We start from the raw sequence: 18,475 nt of genomic DNA, 5'->3' as shown, positions 1-18,475 counted from the left end.
GGGTGGGTCCCGGCTCAGCGCAGCAACGCTAAGAGCGTTGCTGCGCGTCCGGGACACGAGCTCGGCTAGTTGCGGGCCTCAATTGCCCCACACTTCCTTCGCGATCTCCACCGCAAGGCTCAGCTTCGCCCACTGCTCTTCCTCGGAGAGGATGTTGCCCTCCTCCGTCGAGGCAAAGCCGCATTGCGGCGAGAGTGCGAGCTGCTCCAGCGGCGCGAACTTGGCGGCTTCTTGCAGGCGGCGCTTGATGTCGTCCTTCTTCTCGAGCTCGCCGAACTTCGAGGTGATGACGCCGACCACGACGACCTTGTTGCCCTTGGGCAGGAAGCGCAGCGGCTCGAATCCGCCGGCGCGGTCGCTGTCGTACTCCAGGAAGTAACCGTCGTAATTGGTGCCGGCGAGCAGTGTCTCGGCCACCGGCTCGTATCCGCCCGAGGAAATCCAGGTCGAGCGGAAATTGCCGCGGCAGACATGCGTCGTCACCACCATGTCGGCAGGCTTCTCGGCCAGCGCGTAGTTGATGATGCGGGCATAGATCTGCTGCAGGCCGTCCGGATTGTCGCCGCGCTCGCGCGCCTTCTGCAATTCGTCCTGCGAGCAGAGATAGGCCCAGACGGTATCGTCGAACTGGAGATAGCGGCAGCCGGCGTCGTAGAACGCCTTCACCGCCTTGCGGTAGGTCTTGCCGAGATCCTCGTAGAAGGCGTCGAGATCGGGATAGACGTCCTTGGAGATCGACTTGCGGCCGCCGCGGAAGTGCAGCACAGCCGGCGACGGGATCGTCATCTTGGCGGTGACGTGGGCCTGATCGGCGACCTTCTTCAGGAAGCGGAAGTGGTCCAGCATCGGGTGGTCGTCGGGAAAGTCGAGCTTGCCGATGACGCGGACCGCATCGTGACGGGTCTGCACGCCCGTGAACTGGATACCGGTGTCGGGGTGGAACAGCTCGCAGCCGGTGAGCTTGGCCAGGAAGTCGAAATGCCACCAGGAGCGGCGGAATTCGCCGTCGGTCGCAAGCTTCAGGCCGATCGAGGCCTGCTTGTGCACGACCTTCTCGATTTCCATGTCCTCAATCTTGCGCAGATCGTCGGCCGAAATTTCGCCCTTCTCCAGACGGCTGCGGGCTTCCTTGATCTTGGCTGGACGCAGAAGGCTGCCGACCTCGTCGGCGCGGAAGGGGGCTTTGGTTCGCTGCATTGTTGTTTCTCCCGAATTCAGTCGGCGCAATTTCTACTCCCTCTCCCCGCAAGCGGGGAGAGGCAAAGATCAGTGGGTCGCCGCCCCTGCGACACCGAGGTGCCGCTCCAGGACCGACGGGTCGGCCTTCAACGCGGCACTCGGGGCGTCGTGGACGATCGTTCCGCGCTCCAATATCACAACGCGGTCGGCGAGCCCCAGAATCTTTTGGGCATTCTGTTCGACGATGATCGAGCAGATGCCCCCGGCCCGGGTGATGGTCCCGATCGCCTTCAGCAGCTCCTCAACGATGATAGGAGCAAGGCCCTCGGTCGGCTCGTCCAGCAGCAGCACTTTCGGATTGAGGGTCAGCGCGCGGCCGATCGCCAGCATCTGCTGCTCGCCGCCTGACAGCTGGTTGCCAAAGTTGCTCCGCCGCTCCTTCAGCCGCGGGAACATCTCGTAGACCTTCTCGACCGTCCAGGCACCGGGTTGCGCCACCGCGGTCATGTTCTCTTCCACCGTGAGCGAGCGGAAGATGTTGCGCTCCTGCGGCACCCAGCCGATGCCGGCGCGCGCCCGCTGGTCAGGCCGCAAACTCGTGACGTCGGTGCCGGCGAGCGTGACGCTGCCTGCGAAGCGGCGGGTGACGCCGACGATGGAGTTGATCAGCGTGGTCTTGCCGGTGCCATTGCGCCCGAGCAGCGCCAGCACCTGGCCCTCGGCGAGGCGGAGCGTCATCTTCGGCAGCACGACGGCCTCGCCGTAGCCGGCGCGCAGGGAATCGATTGCGAGCAGGTCAGACATTGACCGCCTCCTCGCCGAGGTAGACGGCCTTCACCTGCGGATCGCGCGCGACCTGCTCGGGTGGCCCTTCCGTGAGCAGCGCGCCAGCGACCAGCACCGAGATGCGGTCGGCAAACGAGAAGACGAGGTCCATGTCATGCTCGATCAGCAGCACCGTGACGTCGCGCGGCAGCGCGCCGACGACGGCGAGAATGTCGTGGCGCTCACTTTCCGGGACGCCGGCCGCGGGCTCGTCCAGCAGCAGCACGCGCGGCTTGGCCGCAATCGCGACCGCGATCTCCAGCAGGCGCTGCTTGCCGTAAGGCAGCGTCACGGTCTGCTCGTTCATGACGTCGAGCAGATGGAACCGCGTGAGCAACTCGGCGATCTCGCCGTTGACGTCGCTGCGCGTCCCCATCCGCCGCCACCAGTCGCCGCCATGGCCGAGGCGTTCGGAGACGGCAAGACCGATGGTCTCGAGCGGGGTCAAGTCGGGATAGAGCTGGTTGATCTGAAAGGTGCGCGACAGGCCGCGCAGCACGCGCTTGTGCACGGGCAGATCGGTGATGTCCTGGCCTTCGAGCAGGATGCGGCCCGAGTTCGGCTTGAGCACGCCGGTGAGCTGGTTGATGACCGTGGTCTTGCCGGCGCCGTTCGGGCCGATCAGCGCATGGCGGGCGCCCTGCTCGATTCTGAGCGAGAGATCGCGGGTGACGCGCAGGCCGCCGAACTGCTTTTCGAGATTCTTCGTTTCGAGCGCGATGGTCATGCGTCGCTCTCCGGCACGGCGACGACGACGGCCTTGCGGCCCGCAACCTGCCTGATGATCAGGTTGGGCACATAGAGCACCCAGCGATGCAGGCGCTGACGGCCGACCAGCACGATCACGACCAGCACGAGGCCGATCCAGAACTGCCAATATTGCGGCGTGATGGTGGAGAACAATTCCTGGAGCATGCGGAACACCACCGCACCGATCAGTCCGCCATAGAGATAGCCGGTGCCGCCGATCACGAGCACCAGCATCAGGTCGGCGGAGCGCTCGAAGGCGAACACGTCGAGCGAGGCGATTGCGGTGGTCTGGGTAAACAGCGCGCCCGCGATGCCGGCATAGAACGCCGCCAGCGTGTAGATCGCGATCAGGCGGCGGTTGACGGGAATGCCGATCGCGGCGGCGCGCAGTGGATTGTTCTTGATCGCGCGCAGCGACAGGCCGAACGGAGAGTGCACGACACGGCGGGCGAGCAGGAACAGCACGAACAGCACGGCCAGCGAATAAAAGAAGCCGGCCTTGCCGAACATGTCGAACGGAATCTCGCCGAAGATCGGCTGCATCTCGATGCCTTGCAGGCCGTCGGTGCCGCCGGTGATGTTGGAGAAGCGCTCGGCGAGCGCCTCCAGCAACAGCGCGATGCCGAGCGTCACCATCAGGCGCGTCAGGTCGACGCCGCGGATCACCAGGAAGCTGGTGGCAAAACCCAGCACCATCGCGGCGAGCCCTGCGACGATCAGCGCGAGCACGGGCTCGTTGATGATCCCATGCAGGGCAAGAAGTCCCGCGGCATAAGCGCCGACACCGAAGAAGGCGGCATGGCCGAGTGAGACGATGCCGGCGTAACCGAGGATGAGATCGAGCGACATCGTGAACAGCGCCAGCCGCAGGATGTCGGTCATGATCAGATAGCGCGAGGGAAATGCGAAGCCGCAGGCCAGCACGATCAGCCAGAAGGCGATTTCGCCATAGTGCCAGCGCGCCTGGCGCTGGGCGTGATAACCGACGTCGGAAGCAGCGCTCATTGGCGAACTCAACGCGCGGCCGTGCGGCCGAACAGGCCGTTCGGGCGCCAGATCAGGATCACGATCATCATGGTGTAGATCACGAAGGGGCCCATCTTCGGCACGTAATATTTGCCGGCGACGTCGCCGATGCCGAGCAGAAGCGAGGCCAGGAACGGGCCTGTTATCGAGGAGGAGCCGCCGACGGTGACCACGATCAGGAAGTAGATCATGAACTTCAGCGGGAAATATGGGTCGAGACCGAGGATCTCGGCGCTGAGCGCACCGCCGAGGCCGGCGAGCCCGCATCCAAAAGCAAAAGTGAAGGCGAACACCTGCGGCACGTTGATGCCGAGGCCGCTGGCGGCGCGCGGATCGTCGACCGCGGCCCGCAGGCGGCTGCCGAAACGGGTCTTGGCCAGCACCATCTGGAGGCCGATGGTGAGCAGGCCGCAGATCACGATGATCATCAGCCGGTAGCGGCCGATGCCGACCCCGAACAGGTCGAACTGGCCCTGGAGTGCGGCCGGCAGGTTGATGAACACGCGCGAGGAGCCCTGGATGTAGTCGACGGCTGCGACCGACATGAAAGTCAGGCCGATGGTGAACAGCACCTGATCGAGATGGCTGCGGGTGTAGAGATGTCGATAGAGCGTACGCTCGAGCGCGATGCCGATCGCCGCGGAGGAGACGAAAGCGAGCGGCAGGGCGGCGAAGAACGGCCAGCCCATCCGATTGACCAGCACCATGCAGACATAGCCGCCGGCCATGGCGAAGGCGCCGTGGGCGAGATTGACGAAGTTCATCAGGCCGAGCGTGACCGCGAGCCCGCAGGCGAGCACGAACAGCAGCATGCCGTAGGCAACGCCATCGAACAGGTTGGTGAGGATTGCGGTCATCGTCTCAGCTTGGAGTTGGTCGTCATGGCCGGGCTGGTCCCGGCCATCCACGTTCTTGTCCGGACTTTCTTTTCTTGGCTTCGCGTGGATGCCCGGGACAAGCCCGGGCATGACGCGGAGCAAGGGGCATGAGATCACGGGTTCGCGCTAATGCGCGCCTCCGGGATGACGCGCTTGCGCGCGTCACTTCTTGGTCTTGCCGAGGTCCTTGACGGCTTCGAAGGTCGCGAACTCGACATTGTAGAGCTCGCCGTCGACCTTCTCGACCTTGCGGATGTAGATGTTCTGCACGATGTCGCGGGTCTCGGGGTCGATCGAGATCGGGCCGCGCGGGCTCTCCCACTTCTGTCCCTTCATGGCCTCGATCAGCTTGTCGCCGTTCGTGTCGCCGCCCGTCTTCTTCAGCGCCTCGTAGATCAGATGGGTGCCGTCATAGCCGCCCACGGCCATGAAGCCCGGACGGTTGCCGAATGCCTTCTTGTAGGCCGCAACGAAGTCCTTGTTCATCTGCGAGGGGTGCGCTGCGGAATAGAGATGCGCGGTGACCGTGCCGAGCACGGCATCGCCCATGTTGTTGAGCAAATCGTCATCGGTGACGTCGCCCGGTCCGATCACCTTGATGCCGGCCTTGTCGAGACCGCGCTCGGCATATTGCTTCATGAAGTTGCCGCCCTGGCCCGCCGGCACGAAGACGAAGATCGCATCCGGCTTGGCGTCCTTCATGCGCTGGAGGAACGGCGCGAAGTCGGGGTTTTGCAAGGGCACCTTGACCTCTTCGACCACCTCGCCGCCGCCGGCGGTGAAATGCTGCTTGAAGAAGTTCAGCGCGTCGTTGCCCGGCGCGTAGTCCGAGGTCAGCGTTGCGACCTTCTTGATGCCGTTCTTGACGGCCCAGTCGCCGATGATGGTCGAGGACTGCGCCAGCGTGAAGCTGGTGCGCACGATATAGGGGGAGCGCTCGGTGATGATGGAGGTGCCCGCCGCCATCACGACTTCCGGGATCTTGGCCTGTGTCGCCAGCGGCGCGGCGGCGAGCGCGGCCGGCGTGACGCCGAAGCCGGCAATGAAATTGACCTTGTCGTTGACGATCAGCTCCTGCGCGGCGGTCTTGGTCTTGTCCGGGATCGCGGCGTCGTCCTTGAGGATGATCTCGACCTTCTTGCCGGCGACGGTGTCGCCCTTCTGCTGCATGTAGAGCTTGATCGCGTTCTCGATCTGCTTGCCGGTCGAGGCCTGGCCACCGGTCATCGGAAGGATCAGACCGATCTTGACGCTGTCTGCGGCCTTGGCGGGCGCGAGGCCGGCAAGGCCTGCAATGGCAGCGACCGCTGCGGTACGTGAAAAAATCTTGCGTTCGAACATCAGATGTCCCTCCCCTCATTCCTGAACGTCTTGTGAGCCGGACCGAGTACCCGGTCCTTGCCGCGCTTCACTCACGGACCAGCCATGGCGTGCGGCCACATGGCGTCCTCTGCAACCCCGTTGTCAATCGGACGTTGGGCGACCATTCGGCGCAAGCCGCGTGATCTGCCTCAACGACGGCAGGGAGAGATTTGTACGATTGTACAAATAAAATGGTCCTGTCAACGAAAAAGCCCTTGTGGCTTTGGCGGTTGGGCGATGGCGTGTTGATGCGCCATTTTAGGGAATGCCGCACGATACGGTGAGTGGCGGAATCCACCTCTCATTTGCAGAATCGGGACATCTCACGGCTTTGCGGTGAGGCCGCTTCGTGGCGCTTGCCGAGCAAGATGGCGAATACGATATGTATACCGTACCAGGTAAAGCCTCCTTATCAAGGGCTAAAATTGCTTACTATAATACCGTTAATGTATACAGTATCGTCGACCCTCGAATAGGCCAATTTTACATGTTGAGGGTTATAGTTCGCCGCTGACGCCCATCCCGGCGCTCCCTCCTCTGCGCCCGATCGGGCGCGACCTAGAAGATGTCCATGCGTTCCCGTTCGCTTTCGATCGCTGCCGCAGTCTCCCTGCTCGCTTGCAACCTTGCAGGCTGCGGTACGGTCAACGAAAAACTCTCAGCCGGCATGGGTGACTACGTCCCGCAATGGGCCGGCGGCCTGCCGGCCGATGCTCCGCCGCGACCGGGCACACCACAATACGACGCCTACATGAAGGAGCGCGAGCGCAAGCGGCTGATGCCGGCGGCCGATCGCGAGAAGGAGGAGCAGGCGCAGAAGGGCGCGACGGGGACGACGTCGGCTGGCGCGGTGCGTTGAGGGGCGAATGGCGAATAGGGAGTGGCGAATATCGCCCCTCTTCCATTCGCTACTCGCCACCCCCTATTCGCTAGTCCACGAACACCACCGTCTTGCGGCCGTTGAGGATAACACGGTCGTCGAGATGGTAGCGAATGGCTCGTGCCAGCACGCGGCGCTCGATGTCACGGCCTTTGCGGACCAAATCGTCCGGCGTGTCACGATGGCTAATGCGCTCGACGTCCTGGTCGATGATCGGGCCCTCGTCGAGGTCGCGCGTGACGTAATGCGCGGTGGCGCCGATCAGCTTGACCCCGCGCTCATGGGCCTGGTGATAGGGTTTTGCGCCCTTGAATCCCGGCAGGAACGAGTGGTGGATGTTGATGCAGCGTCCCGACAGCTTTGCCGAGAGGTCGTCGGACAAAATCTGCATGTAGCGGGCGAGCACCACCAGATCGGTCTTCGTCTTGCCGACGAGGTCCATGATCTGCCCTTCCTGCTCGCGCTTGGTCTCCTTGGTGACAGGCAAGTGGTGGAACGGGATGCCGCCGAAATCGAGCCCGGCATAGACCTCGCGCGGATGGTTGGAGACGATCGCGGTCGGAATCATCGGCAATTCGCCGGTGCGCCAGCGATAGAGGATGTCGACCAGGCAGTGGTCGGATTTCGACACCAGCAGCATCACCTTGCGATGCGCAGCGCGGTCGCGCATCTGCCACTCCATGCCGAAACGCTCGGCGATCGCGGCAAAGCCGGTCTGGAGCGCCGACAGTTCCACGGCAAGATCGGCCGCCGTGAACACCACCCGCATGAAGAACTTCTCGGTCTCGACGTCATCGAACTGCTGGGCGTCGAGGATGTTCTGTCCGTTGTGGGCGAGGAACGTCGACACTGCCGAGACGATGCCGGGGCGATCCGGACAGGACAGGGTCAGGACATATTGATGGTCGGGCATGTTGATGAACAGGCTTGGCTCTTGATGAAGGTTTGTGCAGCGGAACTGTCAGCGATTTGCGCCCTGCTCTAGCACCGACCCCGCCCTTGCGCCAATCCCGCGCGCGGAGTCAGGATGAACGGACGATTGCGATTGTCTGACCGGAGCACACCCATGGCCGACCGCTTGAACGGCTACCGCATACTGATTCTGGAAACGCGGGAGGAGGCGCAATTTTCGAAGCTTCTGGTCGAGCAAGGCGCCGAGGTCGTGCAGTGCCCGATGTTCACCATCCATGATGCGCCGGACCCGGCCCCGGTCGAGGCCTGGATTCGCCGTGCCATCGACAAGCCCTTTGACGATCTCGTGCTGATGACGGGCGAAGGCCTGCGTCGCATCATGAAGCTCGCCCGCGCCCGCGGACTCGACGGCGCCCTTGTCGCAGCGCTCGCCAAGGCGCGAAAATTCACCCGCGGCCCCAAGCCGGGCAAGGCGCTGCGCGAGATCGGCCTCGAAGCGCAGCAGACCACAGAGAAGCCGACCACCGAAGGCGTGATCGAGATGCTGGCTAAGCTCGACCTGAAAGGACGGCGCCTCGGTCTCCAGCTCTATCCCGACAAGGATCACGGCGCGCTGACCGGCGCGCTTGCCGCGCAAGGCGCCGCCGTCGATACCGTGCTGCCCTATGTCTACGATTCCAAGACAGCGGATGCGAACATCGTCGCCGCCATCGACGACATGGCCTCGGGACGGATCGATTCCATCGCACTAACCAATCTCGGCCAGGTCCGCCGCCTGATCGAGGCCGCGAAGGCACATGGCAGCGAAGCGAAACTGCGTGCAGGCCTCGAACGGACGTTGATCGCCTCGGTGGGACCGGCGGTCTCCGGTGAACTCGCCGCGCACGGTCTGCGCACGGACGTCTCGCCGGCGGATGAAGCATATTTCATGCGTCCGCTGATCTCGGCGATGGCCGCGGCGCTGGCGGAACGGAAGCCGAGAGCCGCGGCGAGGTAAGAGCCGGGCGCGGGGGCGGCCTGCAGCGGGTGCGATTGACACAAGCATCGCGAGCGCTAGGTTGCGCGACCGCAAGAAGAAACAACAAGGGCAAGGGAATCGCCGTGACACGCGTCATCGCGTCGTGAGCGCCGCCGCACGACCTTCGGCGCTCGCGCCATTCCGCATCCGCAACTATCGCTTCCAGTGGCCGTCCGACCTTCTCACCTCCTGGGCCTTCGAGGTCGAGACGCTGGTGCTCGGCTGGTACATCATTGTCGAGACGGGCTCGGTGCTGCTGCTCACCGTGCTTGCTTCACTCCAGTTCGTCGGAACACTGGTCGCGCCCGTATTCGGCATGATCGGCGACCGCATCGGCCATCGCGATCTCCTGGTCGTGATGCGTCTTGCCTATACGGCGCTCTCGTCGACCATCATGGTCCTGGCGCTGAGCGGTCATCTGTCGCCGCTGAGCGTCATGATCATCGTCACGATCATGGGCCTGATTCGTCCCTCCGATCTCGGCGTCCGGGGCGCGCTGCTCGCCGACATCATGCCGGCCGAGCAGCTGGTAGGCGCCATCAGCGTTGCGCGCACGACCCAGGACAGCGCGCGCATTGCCGGAGCGTTGACGGGCGCCGGGCTGTTCGCCGTGCTCGGTATCGGCCTTGTCTATGTGGCAATCGCCTGCCTTTACTTCGTCGCAGCGCTTCTCATGCTCTGCCTGACCCGGCCGAAGAGGACCGTCACCACGAGCGATCTTCCCGCAAACAGCCACGCTGTTTCGCGGCTGTTTGGCGACCTCAAAGAGGGGATCGTCTATGCCTGGAACGGCCCGGGAATGCGCGCGGCGCTGTGCGTTGCTTTCCTGGCCAATCTCACCGCATTTCCCTTCACAGGCGGATTGTTGCCCTACATCGCGCGGGAGATCTTTCATACCGACCAGACCGGCCTCGGTTATCTCTCGGCGAGCTTCGCCGTCGGGTCGCTGATCGGCTCCATCACGCTCAGCCTGGTCAGTGGCGTGCGCATTGCCCGGCTTCTGATCGGCGCAACGCTGGCCTGGTACGCCATGCTGCTGGTGTTCGTCGAGGTCAGGACGATGCCTGTGGCGATGGCCTGCCTCGTTCTCGCCGGCATCGCGCAGAGCATGTCGATGATCTCGGCAGCCGTGATCCTGATGCGCACCGCGAGCGCACATCTGCGCGGCCGCGTCATGGGCGTGCGCATGATGGTGATCTATGGCTTGCCGATCGGACTGCTCGCGGCCGGCAGCCTGATCGACGTCATCGGCTATTCCGCGACGGGAGCGCTCTATGCCATCGCAGGATTCGTCGCGATGCTGGCGATCGCGATCCGCTGGCGCGCCGACCTCTGGCCGGTGCACGCGCCGGCCAATGCGCGCTAATCCCCGTATCCGCGCAGCCGCTCGATATCGAGGATGGTGACTCCGCCATACTCCAGTCGCAGCAGCCCCTCTTTCTCCAGCCGGTTCAGCGCGCGGTTGGCGTTCTGCCTGGACATGCCGGAGAGTGCGCCGATCTCCTCCTGGGTAATCTCCAGATGCGCGGTCGATTCCGGATAGAGGATCGGGTTGAACAGCGAGGCGATGCTGCGGGCGAGGCGCGCAGTCGCATCGAGCGTCCGGTTGACCTCGAGCATGCCGATGAACTGGCCGAGCCGTTCATTGAGCTGGCGCACCAGAAAGCGGTTGAAGCCGACGCTGTTCTCGAACAGCCACATGAAGGCGCTGCGTTCCATCAGCGCGACCCGGCTGTCACGCAGCGCGACCACGTCATAGCGGCGCGGCTCGTTCTTGAGCACGCTGCCCTCGCCGAACCAGGCCCCTGCTGTCAGCCCGGCAAGGCTGGTCTCCTTGCCGTCGCGCGAGACCCCGCCCATACGGGCAAGGCCGCTCACCATGCCGGCCCAATAGGCAAAGATATCACCGCGCATGAACACGGTCTCGCCGGTGCCGTAGGACCGCTCCGTGATTCCGGCCCGCGCGACCTCGATCTCCGCTTCCGTGAGCTCCCGCGACCAGGCGGCGACGCGCTTCAGATGATCTTCTGAAATCATGATCTCGCGGCCAGCCGCACCGTTTCGTCACTCCGCCTTCTGTTGCATTGCAACATGATGGTTTCGACCGCCATTCGACCAAAGATGAAAGCCGCTGCCGCCCGAAAAAACTTTGTCGCAGAATTGTCAGCCGGGAGACATTTCAAAATAGCGCTTTCCCCTATTGAGGACCACCTTGGGCGATGCGGCTTTTGATCCCAAATGGGAGCGAGAGTGGTGCGGCTCCGGTCGAGACCATCTGCTGCATGGCCTCACCGCCGCCGCCGTACTAGGATCGCCCGACAGAACGGACGAAGAGCGCCGCTAAGAAAGCGCCATGACCGGGAGGGATTCGTTTGGTGGCTACCAGTCTCGAAGTGCGCGGCGTGTCCTTGCGATTCGGCGGCGTCAGAGCGCTGACCGATGTCGGCTTCGCCATCAGGGAAGGCGAGCTGTTCTCGATCATCGGCCCCAACGGCGCCGGCAAGACCTCGATCGTGAACTGTATTTCCGGCCGCTACAAGCCGACCGAAGGCCAGCTCTTCTACCAGGGCCGCGACATCACCGGCTTGACGCCGAATGCCCGCGCCTCGCTCGGCATCGGCCGCACCTTCCAGAACCTGGCGCTGTTCCACCACATGAGCGTGCTCGACAATATCATGGTCGGCCGCCATCACCTCCTGAAGAACAATTTCCTCACCGGCTCGCTGTACTGGCTCACCGGCGCGCGCAAGGAGGAGCTCGAGCACCGGCGCAAGGTCGAGGAGATCATCGACTTCCTCGATCTGCAGTCGGTGCGCAAGGCGACCGCCGGCACCCTCTCCTACGGCCTGCGCAAGCGCGTGGAGCTCGCCCGCGCCATGGCGCTGGAGCCGCACCTTATCCTCCTCGACGAGCCCATGGCCGGCATGAATTTCGAGGAGAAGGAGGACATGGCCCGCTACATCGTCGACCTCAACGAGGAGTTCGGGATGACGGTGGTGATGATCGAGCACGACATGGGCGTGGTGATGGACATCTCCCATCGCGTCATGGTGCTGGATTTCGGCAGGAAGATCGCCGAGGGCGATCCGGCCACCGTGCTCGCCGACCCGCACGTCAAGCGCGCCTATCTCGGCGAAGAGGACGAGGTGCTGATCGATCCCGACGATGCTCCTCCGGCGCAGGAGAGCGCGGCATGATGAATTATGCAGGCCGCGTCGCGCAGGCCGACACCTATCCGAAGATGCTCCGGCTCAATGCCAGAGAGCACGGCAACGAGATCGCATTGCGCGAGAAGGATCTCGGGCTCTGGCGCATTTTCACCTGGAACGACTATCAGGCACGCGTGCGCGACTTTGCGCTCGGCCTGGTCGAGCTCGGTCTTGGTCGCGGTGATGTCATAGGCATTATCGGCGACAACCGGCCGGACTGGGTCGCGGCGGAAGTCGCAACGCATGCCATCGGCGGCCTCAGCCTCGGGCTCTATCGCGACGTGCTGGATGAGGAGGCCTCCTATCTCCTGAACTATGGCGAGGCGCAGCTGGTCTTCGCCGAGGACGAGGAACAGGTCGACAAGCTGCTCACCCTTGCCGAGCGCGCGCCGAAGCTGAAGCACATCATCTATTCCGATCCGCGCGGGATGCGGAAATATGACGATCCCAGGCTGATGTCGGCGGAGAAATTTGCCGAGCTCGGCCGTGCGCGCGCCGCGCGCGAGCCGGAGCTCTACGACAAGCTGGTCGATGCCACCAAGGGCGAGGATGTCGCGATCCTCTGCACAACATCGGGCACCACCTCGCATCCGAAACTTGCGATGCTCGCCGCCGGCCGCGTGCTCGGCCACTGCGCGACCTATCTCGCCTTCGATCCGAAGGGACCGGACGACGAATACGTGTCGGTGCTACCGCTGCCCTGGATCATGGAGCAGGTCTATGTGCTCGGCAAAGGCCTGTTGTGCCGGATGAAGATCAACTTCGTCGAAGAGCCCGACACGATGATGAACGATCTGCGCGAGATCGCACCGACCTTCGTGCTGTTCGCGCCCCGCGTCTGGGAATCCATCGCCGCCGACGTCCGCGCCAAGGTGATGGACGCAACGCCGTTCAAGCAGCGCCTGTTCGACATCGGCATGAAGTCGGGCCTTGCCGCGCTCGAACAGGGCAAGCGGTCCGGCTTTGCCGACGCGATCCTGTTTCGCGCGCTCCGCGACCGCCTCGGCTTCACCCGCCTGCGCTCGGCCGCCACCGGCGGTGCGGCGCTCGGCCCTGATACCTTCAAATTCTTCCAGGCCATGGGCGTGCCGCTGCGCACGCTCTACGGCCAGACCGAGCTGCTCGGGGCCTACACGCTGCACCCCGAGGGCAAGGTCGATCCTGACACCACCGGCGTGCCGATGGCCGATAGCGTCGAGATTCGCATCGACAATGCCGACGTCCACGGCGTCGGCGAGATCGTGGTGCGGCATCCCAACATGTTCCTCGGCTATTACAAGAACCCGGAAGCGAGCGTCGCCGACATCAAGGACGGCTGGATGTGCTCGGGCGATGCCGGCTATTTCAACGATCATGGGCAGCTCGTCGTCATCGACCGCATCAAGGATCTTGCCGAAACTTCGCGCGGCGAGCGCTTCTCACCGCAATTCATCGAGAACAAGCTGAAGTTCTCGCCCTATATCGCGGAAGCCGTCGTGCTGGGAGCTGGCCGCGACGCGCTCGCGGCGATGATCTGCATCCGCTACTCCATCATCTCGAAATGGGCGGAGAAAAACCGGCTCTCTTTTACGACCTACAGCGACCTCGCCTCACGGCCGGAAGTCTATGCGCTGCTGCAGAAGGAGGTCGAGACCGTCAACGCCACGCTGCCGCCGGCCCAGCGCATCTCGCGTTTCCTGTTGCTCTACAAGGAGCTCGATGCCGACGACGGCGAGCTCACCCGCACCCGCAAGGTCCGCCGCGGCGTCATCAATGAGAAGTACGAAGGCATCATCGACGCGATCTACCGCGGCGATCCCGACATCCCCGTCGACACCGTGATCCGATTCCAGGACGGAACTACGCAGCGGGTGCGCACGACGCTGCGGGTCGTGGATTTGGGTGGACACGGGCACATGGCGGAGGCGGCGGAGTGAACCTGCGTCCAGCCAAGCGCGCGCTGCCCGTCGATGCGCCCTCTCCCCTTGTGGGAGAGGGCATCTCCGCAGCTCGCCCCGTCCTCATTCGGGTGAGGGGTCCTCTCTCCGCACCTTTCCTGCCGAGACAACCCCTCACCCGGCTTCGCTTCGCGAAGCCACCCTCTCCCACAAGGGGAGTGGGGAAGAGCGCGCCGGATTTGTCAGCGAGCACCACTACATGAACACCGCCTTCCTCATCCAGCTCCTGGTCAACGGCCTCGTGGTCGGCACGCTCTATGGCGTGGTCGCGATGTCGTTCGTGCTGATCTACAAGGCGACGCAGGTCGTCAATTTCGCGCAAGGTGAGTTGCTGCTGGTCGGCGCCTGGGTGTGCTGGGCGCTGCTCGCCAAATACCAGGTGCCGTTCTGGATCGGCATGCCGATCACGCTGGTGTTCATGTTCGTGTTCGGCATCGCGGTCCAGGTCCTGATCCTGCGGCCGATGATTGGCGAGCCCATCATCTCGGTGATCATGGTGACGATCGGCTTGTCGACGGTGTTGCAGGCCACGCTGAAATGGATGTTCGGCGTCAACCCGCAGCCGTTCCCGCGCGTGTTCGAAAGCCAGTCGGTCAGCCTGTTCGGCCTCCAGATCCAGACCGTCTATGTGATGAGCCTCGTCGTCTCGGTCGCGATGATGATCGGCATGGCCTGGTTCTTCCGCGCTTCGAAGTACGGCCTTGCGATGCGCGCCACCGCGTTCAACCAGCAGGTCGCACAGTCGCTCGGCATTTCCGTCAAGAGCGTGTTCGCGATGGCCTGGGCGATCTCGGCGACGGTGTCGGCCGTCGCCGGCGTCGTCGTTGCGGTCGTCAACGGCGTATCCTCGGGCCTTGCCGCCTACGGCATCAAGGTGTTTCCGGCGGCGATCCTCGGCGGGCTCGATTCCGTCGGCGGCGCCGTGCTCGGCGGCATCATCATCGGGCTGCTCGAGAATGTCGCCCAATATGTCGACAGCCAATATCTGCACTGGGGCAATCTCTACGAGATCGCGCCGTTCTACGTCCTCATCATCGTGCTGATGATCAAGCCCTATGGCTTGTTCGGCACCCACGACATCGAGCGGATCTGACCCATGGCCGGCCCTGCCCTCATCCCCGCTGGTGATTTCCGCACAACCTATGCCGCGGACACCACGATCTTCCCGACCACCACCAGCCGCAATTTTGCGATTCTCGGTGTCGCGTTGCTCTGTCTCGCGCCTCAATTCTTCAGCGGCTACTGGCTCAGCATTTTGATCCAGATCGGCATCTTCTCGATCGCGGCGCTCGGGTTGAACATCCTGGTCGGCTTCACCGGGCAGATATCGATCGGACACGCCGCCTTCTTCCTGCTCGGCGCCTTCACCTCGGCCTATATCTCCAACAACGCGCCGATCCCGGTGTTCTTCGCGATCCCGCTCGCCGGAATCGTGACCGCGCTGGTCGGGCTGATCTTCGGCATTCCCGCGGCGCGGCTGAAAGGTCTTTACCTGGTCATTGCGACCCTTGCCGCACAATACATCCTCCTCGACTTCTTCTCCCGCGCCGAGTGGTTCTCGGGCGGATCGGTGCCGGCGAGCGCCGAGCCGTTCTCGATCTTCGGCTATACGCTGCGCGGCGACAGGCAGTATTTCTACGTCGTGCTGGCCTATGTGCTCTTGAGCTACATCCTCGTCACAAACCTCGTGCGCACCCGCGACGGCCGCGCGCTGGTGGCGATCCGCGACCATTATCTCTCCGCCGAGATCATGGGCATCAACCTCACCAGGTACCGCACGCTGTCGTTCGGTCTCGCCGCCTTCTTCGCCGGCATCGCCGGCGCGCTCTACGCGCACTACCAACTCGTGGTCTCCCAGGAAGGGTTCGGCATCGAGCGCTCGATTCTGTTCCTGGCCATGATCATCATCGGCGGCACCGGCTCGATCATGGGCACACTGATGGGTACCGCCTTCGTGGTGCTGCTGCCCGAGTCGATGGAGTTCATCAGCCTGTACTTGAAGGGCGGCGCAATCGACAAGGCGCTGTCGCTCAACACCAACATCACCTTCCTGCGCGAGATCGCGATCGGAGTGATCATTATCGCGTTCCTGATGTTCGAGCCGGACGGACTCGCGCACCGCTGGCGGCAGATCAAGGCCTATTGGAAACTCTACCCGTTCTCGCATTGAGCACGGCTACTTCACTTAAACGATAACAGGAGGAACCAACCCATGAAGACCAAATCGCTTTTGAGCACCGCGTCGCTCGCGTTTGCGATCGCTGGTTTTGCGGCCAGTGCGCAGGCCCAGATCGCCGTCGGCCATCTCGCCGACTACTCCGGTGCGACGTCGGACGTCGGCACGCCCTACGGCCAGGCCGTCGCCGACACCTTTGCCTGGATCAACAAGAACGGCGGTGTCGGTGGCAAGCAGGTCAACCTCGATACCAACGACTACGGCTATCAGGTGCCGCGCGCGATCGCGCTCTACAAGAAGTGGTCGGCGCCGGATGGCAAGGTTGCAGCGATCATGGGCTGGGGTACCGCCGATACCGAAGCGCTGACCGGCTTTGTCGCGCAGGACAAGATTCCCTATGTCTCCGCCTCCTACGCGGCGGCGCTGACCGATCCGGAAGGCGTGAGCGGCAAGGCCAAACCCGCGCCCTATAATTTCTTCTACGGCCCGAGCTATTCGGACGCGATGCGGGCATTGGTGACCTGGGCGGCGGAAGACTGGAAGGCCAAGGGCAAGAGCGGCAAGCCGAAATTCGTCCATATGGGCGGCAATCATCCGTACCCGAACGCGCCGAAGGCCGCCGGCGAGGCGATCGCCAATGAGCTCGGCTTCGAAGTGCTGCCGCCGATCGTGTTCGCGCTGACGCCCGGCGATTACTCCGCGCAATGCCTCAGCCTGAAGAGCTCCGGCGCCAACTACGCCTATCTCGGCAACACCGCAGCCTCGAACATCTCCGTGCTCAAGGCCTGCAAGTCCGCCGGCGTGGATGTGCAGTTCCTCGGCAATGTCTGGGGCATGGACGAGAACGCCGCCAAGACCGCGGCTGGCGCCGCCGACGGCGTCGTCTTCCCGCTGCGCACGGCCGTGACCTGGGGCGGCAACGCGCCAGGCATGAAGACGGTGATGGAAATCTCGAAAATATCGGATGCGAGCGGCAAGGCCTATCGCCCGGTGCACTATATCGCAGGCGTCTGTAGCGCGCTCTACACCAGGGAAGCGCTCGACTGGGCCGCCAAGAACGGAGGTGCCAGCGGTGAGAACGTCGCCAAGGGCTTCTACCAGAAGAAGGACTGGGTGCCGGCCGGCATGGACGGCGTCTGCAATCCCTCGACCTGGACCAACAAGGACCATCGCGGCACCCTCAAGGTCGATCTCTATCGCACCAAGGTCTCCGGTTCGACCGATGGCGACCTGAACGACCTGATGGCCAAGGGCACGATCAAGCTCGAGAAGGTCAAGACCGTCGAGCTGCCGCGCAAGCCGGAATGGCTGGGGTGGTGAGGCCGGCTTTCACCACACGAACACTGTCATCCCCCGCCTCGTGCGCATTGCGCACTGGAGCGGGGGATCCAGTACGCCGCGACTTCTCGATGAATCTACGGCGCCTCTGGAATACTGGGTCACCCGCCTTCGCGGGTGACGACAGCGGAGAATGAAGACGCATGTCCCAAACCATTGAAGCAACCCGCCCAACTCCCACCGCTGTCGCGACGCCGCCCCTCCTCGCCGTGCGCAACATCGAGGTCGTCTATGACGACGTCATCTTGGTGCTGCGCGGCCTCAGCCTAGACGTGCCCAAGGGCGCGATCGTGGCGCTGCTGGGGGCCAACGGCGCCGGCAAGTCGACGACGCTGAAGGCGATCTCCGGGTTGCTCAAGACCGAAGACGGCGAGGTTACGCGCGGCGAAATCCTGTTCGAGGGCGACCGCATCAACGGTATCGACCCCGACAAGATCGTCCGCCGCGGCATCTTCCAGGTGATGGAGGGCCGGCGCATCGTCGCCGACATGACGTCGCTGGAGAACCTCAAGCTCGGCGCCTTCACCCGCAGGGACCGCGAGGTCGATGCCGATCTCGACATGGTCTTCAACTACTTTCCGCGCCTGAAGGAACGCACTGGCCTTGCCGGCTACCTCTCCGGCGGTGAGCAGCAGATGCTCGCGATCGGCCGCGCGCTGATGGCGCGCCCGAAGATGATCTTGATGGATGAGCCTTCGATGGGCCTGTCGCCACTGCTGGTGAAGGAGGTGTTTTCCATCATCCAGAAGATCAACCGCGACCTCGGCGTCACCATCCTGCTGGTCGAACAGAACGCACGCGCTGCGCTCTCGGTGGCAAGCCACGGCTACATCATGGAACAGGGCAAGGTCGTGCTCGACGGCAGCGCCGACGAATTGCGCGACAACGAGGACGTCAAGGAATTCTACCTTGGCGGCGCCGGCGACCAGCGCAAGAGCTTCAAGAACCTCAAGAGCTTCAAGCGGCGCAAGCGCTGGCTGTGATC

General features: G+C 63.7%; 17 protein-coding genes. 9 read left to right on the top strand and 8 right to left on the bottom strand.

Going from position 1 to position 18,475, the window contains the following annotated elements:
- Nucleotides 1-78: 78 nt before the first annotated feature.
- From ACVIIV_RS19165 to ACVIIV_RS19140, 6 genes are all read right to left on the bottom strand, one after another.
- Nucleotides 79-1,197, bottom strand: coding sequence for a cobalamin-independent methionine synthase II family protein (locus ACVIIV_RS19165; protein ID WP_456745553.1), 1,119 nt, complete (start codon nt 1,195-1,197; stop codon nt 79-81).
- Between the two features lie 69 nt (nt 1,198-1,266).
- Nucleotides 1,267-1,983 carry an ABC transporter ATP-binding protein gene (locus ACVIIV_RS19160; protein ID WP_456745552.1) on the bottom strand — a complete coding sequence of 239 codons (717 nt, stop codon included), beginning with the start codon at nt 1,981-1,983 and terminating at the stop codon, nt 1,267-1,269.
- Nucleotides 1,976-2,731, bottom strand: coding sequence for an ABC transporter ATP-binding protein (locus ACVIIV_RS19155; protein WP_456745551.1), 756 nt, complete (start codon nt 2,729-2,731; stop codon nt 1,976-1,978). Before ACVIIV_RS19155 ends, ACVIIV_RS19160 begins: the two co-directional genes overlap by 8 nt.
- A complete protein-coding gene (locus ACVIIV_RS19150) occupies nt 2,728-3,759 on the bottom strand; it encodes a branched-chain amino acid ABC transporter permease (protein ID WP_456745550.1) in 1,032 nt (343 codons plus the stop codon). The genes ACVIIV_RS19155 and ACVIIV_RS19150 overlap by 4 nt, the downstream gene beginning before the upstream one ends.
- A gap of 8 nt (nt 3,760-3,767) precedes the next feature.
- Entirely contained in the window at nt 3,768-4,637 is an 870-nt protein-coding gene (locus ACVIIV_RS19145) for a branched-chain amino acid ABC transporter permease (protein WP_027576764.1), read from the bottom strand.
- Nucleotides 4,638-4,820: 183 nt separating this feature from the next.
- The gene (locus tag ACVIIV_RS19140; RefSeq protein WP_456745549.1) at nt 4,821-5,999 is read right to left on the bottom strand and encodes an ABC transporter substrate-binding protein; all 1,179 of its coding nucleotides are present in this window, start codon (nt 5,997-5,999) and stop codon (nt 4,821-4,823) included.
- A gap of 586 nt (nt 6,000-6,585) precedes the next feature.
- Here ACVIIV_RS19140 and ACVIIV_RS19135 point away from each other — a divergent pair.
- Nucleotides 6,586-6,879 carry a hypothetical protein gene (locus ACVIIV_RS19135; protein WP_456745548.1) on the top strand — a complete coding sequence of 98 codons (294 nt, stop codon included), beginning with the start codon at nt 6,586-6,588 and terminating at the stop codon, nt 6,877-6,879.
- A gap of 70 nt (nt 6,880-6,949) precedes the next feature.
- On the opposite strand, the gene purU is transcribed toward ACVIIV_RS19135, so the two are convergent.
- On the bottom strand, nt 6,950-7,813 hold the full coding sequence (gene purU / locus ACVIIV_RS19130) for a formyltetrahydrofolate deformylase (protein ID WP_456745547.1): 864 nt from the start codon (nt 7,811-7,813) through the stop codon (nt 6,950-6,952).
- Between the two features lie 153 nt (nt 7,814-7,966).
- Between purU and ACVIIV_RS19125 the strand changes: the two genes are divergently transcribed.
- Both ACVIIV_RS19125 and ACVIIV_RS19120 read left to right on the top strand, forming a co-directional pair.
- On the top strand, nt 7,967-8,809 hold the full coding sequence (locus tag ACVIIV_RS19125; RefSeq protein WP_456745546.1) for a uroporphyrinogen-III synthase: 843 nt from the start codon (nt 7,967-7,969) through the stop codon (nt 8,807-8,809).
- 124 nt (nt 8,810-8,933) lie between these two features.
- Nucleotides 8,934-10,196, top strand: a complete 1,263-nt coding sequence (locus ACVIIV_RS19120; protein ID WP_456745545.1) for an MFS transporter — start codon at nt 8,934-8,936, stop codon at nt 10,194-10,196.
- Here the strand turns inward: ACVIIV_RS19120 and ACVIIV_RS19115 are convergent.
- On the bottom strand, nt 10,193-10,867 hold the full coding sequence (locus ACVIIV_RS19115; protein ID WP_456745544.1) for a Crp/Fnr family transcriptional regulator: 675 nt from the start codon (nt 10,865-10,867) through the stop codon (nt 10,193-10,195). The genes ACVIIV_RS19120 and ACVIIV_RS19115 overlap by 4 nt on opposite strands.
- A gap of 338 nt (nt 10,868-11,205) precedes the next feature.
- Between ACVIIV_RS19115 and ACVIIV_RS19110 the strand changes: the two genes are divergently transcribed.
- The 6 genes from ACVIIV_RS19110 to ACVIIV_RS19085 all read left to right on the top strand — a co-directional run bounded on the left by ACVIIV_RS19110 (nt 11,206) and on the right by ACVIIV_RS19085 (nt 18,473).
- Nucleotides 11,206-12,027: an ABC transporter ATP-binding protein gene (locus ACVIIV_RS19110; RefSeq protein WP_456745543.1), complete on the top strand. Its 822-nt coding sequence runs from the start codon at nt 11,206-11,208 to the stop codon at nt 12,025-12,027.
- The gene (locus ACVIIV_RS19105) at nt 12,024-13,955 is read left to right on the top strand and encodes an AMP-binding protein (protein WP_456745542.1); all 1,932 of its coding nucleotides are present in this window, start codon (nt 12,024-12,026) and stop codon (nt 13,953-13,955) included. The genes ACVIIV_RS19110 and ACVIIV_RS19105 overlap by 4 nt, the downstream gene beginning before the upstream one ends.
- A gap of 220 nt (nt 13,956-14,175) precedes the next feature.
- Nucleotides 14,176-15,069, top strand: coding sequence for a branched-chain amino acid ABC transporter permease (locus tag ACVIIV_RS19100; RefSeq protein ID WP_027576773.1), 894 nt, complete (start codon nt 14,176-14,178; stop codon nt 15,067-15,069).
- A 3-nt stretch (nt 15,070-15,072) separates the two neighbouring features.
- Nucleotides 15,073-16,146, top strand: a complete 1,074-nt coding sequence (locus tag ACVIIV_RS19095; protein ID WP_456745541.1) for a branched-chain amino acid ABC transporter permease — start codon at nt 15,073-15,075, stop codon at nt 16,144-16,146.
- 42 nt (nt 16,147-16,188) lie between these two features.
- Nucleotides 16,189-17,472: an ABC transporter substrate-binding protein gene (locus tag ACVIIV_RS19090; RefSeq protein WP_456745540.1), complete on the top strand. Its 1,284-nt coding sequence runs from the start codon at nt 16,189-16,191 to the stop codon at nt 17,470-17,472.
- A gap of 161 nt (nt 17,473-17,633) precedes the next feature.
- On the top strand, nt 17,634-18,473 hold the full coding sequence (locus ACVIIV_RS19085) for an ABC transporter ATP-binding protein (RefSeq protein ID WP_456745539.1): 840 nt from the start codon (nt 17,634-17,636) through the stop codon (nt 18,471-18,473).
- Nucleotides 18,474-18,475 lie beyond the last annotated feature (2 nt).

This window comes from Bradyrhizobium sp. USDA 4354 (assembly GCF_054060315.1).
This window is presented reverse-complemented; position numbering and strand designations above follow the sequence as displayed.

What these genes read in the sequence shown, in the direction of transcription:
- ACVIIV_RS19165 (WP_456745553.1), bottom strand. Translation starts at nt 1,197, where the DNA reads ATGCAGCGAACCAAAGCCCCCTTCCGCGCCGACGAGGTCGGCAGCCTT.
- ACVIIV_RS19160 (WP_456745552.1), bottom strand. Translation starts at nt 1,983, where the DNA reads ATGTCTGACCTGCTCGCAATCGATTCCCTGCGCGCCGGCTACGGCGAG.
- ACVIIV_RS19155 (WP_456745551.1), bottom strand. Translation starts at nt 2,731, where the DNA reads ATGACCATCGCGCTCGAAACGAAGAATCTCGAAAAGCAGTTCGGCGGC.
- ACVIIV_RS19150 (WP_456745550.1), bottom strand. Translation starts at nt 3,759, where the DNA reads ATGAGCGCTGCTTCCGACGTCGGTTATCACGCCCAGCGCCAGGCGCGC.
- ACVIIV_RS19145 (WP_027576764.1), bottom strand. Translation starts at nt 4,637, where the DNA reads ATGACCGCAATCCTCACCAACCTGTTCGATGGCGTTGCCTACGGCATG.
- ACVIIV_RS19140 (WP_456745549.1), bottom strand. Translation starts at nt 5,999, where the DNA reads ATGTTCGAACGCAAGATTTTTTCACGTACCGCAGCGGTCGCTGCCATT.
- ACVIIV_RS19135 (WP_456745548.1), top strand. Translation starts at nt 6,586, where the DNA reads ATGTCCATGCGTTCCCGTTCGCTTTCGATCGCTGCCGCAGTCTCCCTG.
- purU (WP_456745547.1), bottom strand. Translation starts at nt 7,813, where the DNA reads ATGCCCGACCATCAATATGTCCTGACCCTGTCCTGTCCGGATCGCCCC.
- ACVIIV_RS19125 (WP_456745546.1), top strand. Translation starts at nt 7,967, where the DNA reads ATGGCCGACCGCTTGAACGGCTACCGCATACTGATTCTGGAAACGCGG.
- ACVIIV_RS19115 (WP_456745544.1), bottom strand. Translation starts at nt 10,867, where the DNA reads ATGATTTCAGAAGATCATCTGAAGCGCGTCGCCGCCTGGTCGCGGGAG.
- ACVIIV_RS19105 (WP_456745542.1), top strand. Translation starts at nt 12,024, where the DNA reads ATGATGAATTATGCAGGCCGCGTCGCGCAGGCCGACACCTATCCGAAG.
- ACVIIV_RS19100 (WP_027576773.1), top strand. Translation starts at nt 14,176, where the DNA reads ATGAACACCGCCTTCCTCATCCAGCTCCTGGTCAACGGCCTCGTGGTC.
- ACVIIV_RS19095 (WP_456745541.1), top strand. Translation starts at nt 15,073, where the DNA reads ATGGCCGGCCCTGCCCTCATCCCCGCTGGTGATTTCCGCACAACCTAT.
- ACVIIV_RS19090 (WP_456745540.1), top strand. Translation starts at nt 16,189, where the DNA reads ATGAAGACCAAATCGCTTTTGAGCACCGCGTCGCTCGCGTTTGCGATC.
- ACVIIV_RS19085 (WP_456745539.1), top strand. Translation starts at nt 17,634, where the DNA reads ATGTCCCAAACCATTGAAGCAACCCGCCCAACTCCCACCGCTGTCGCG.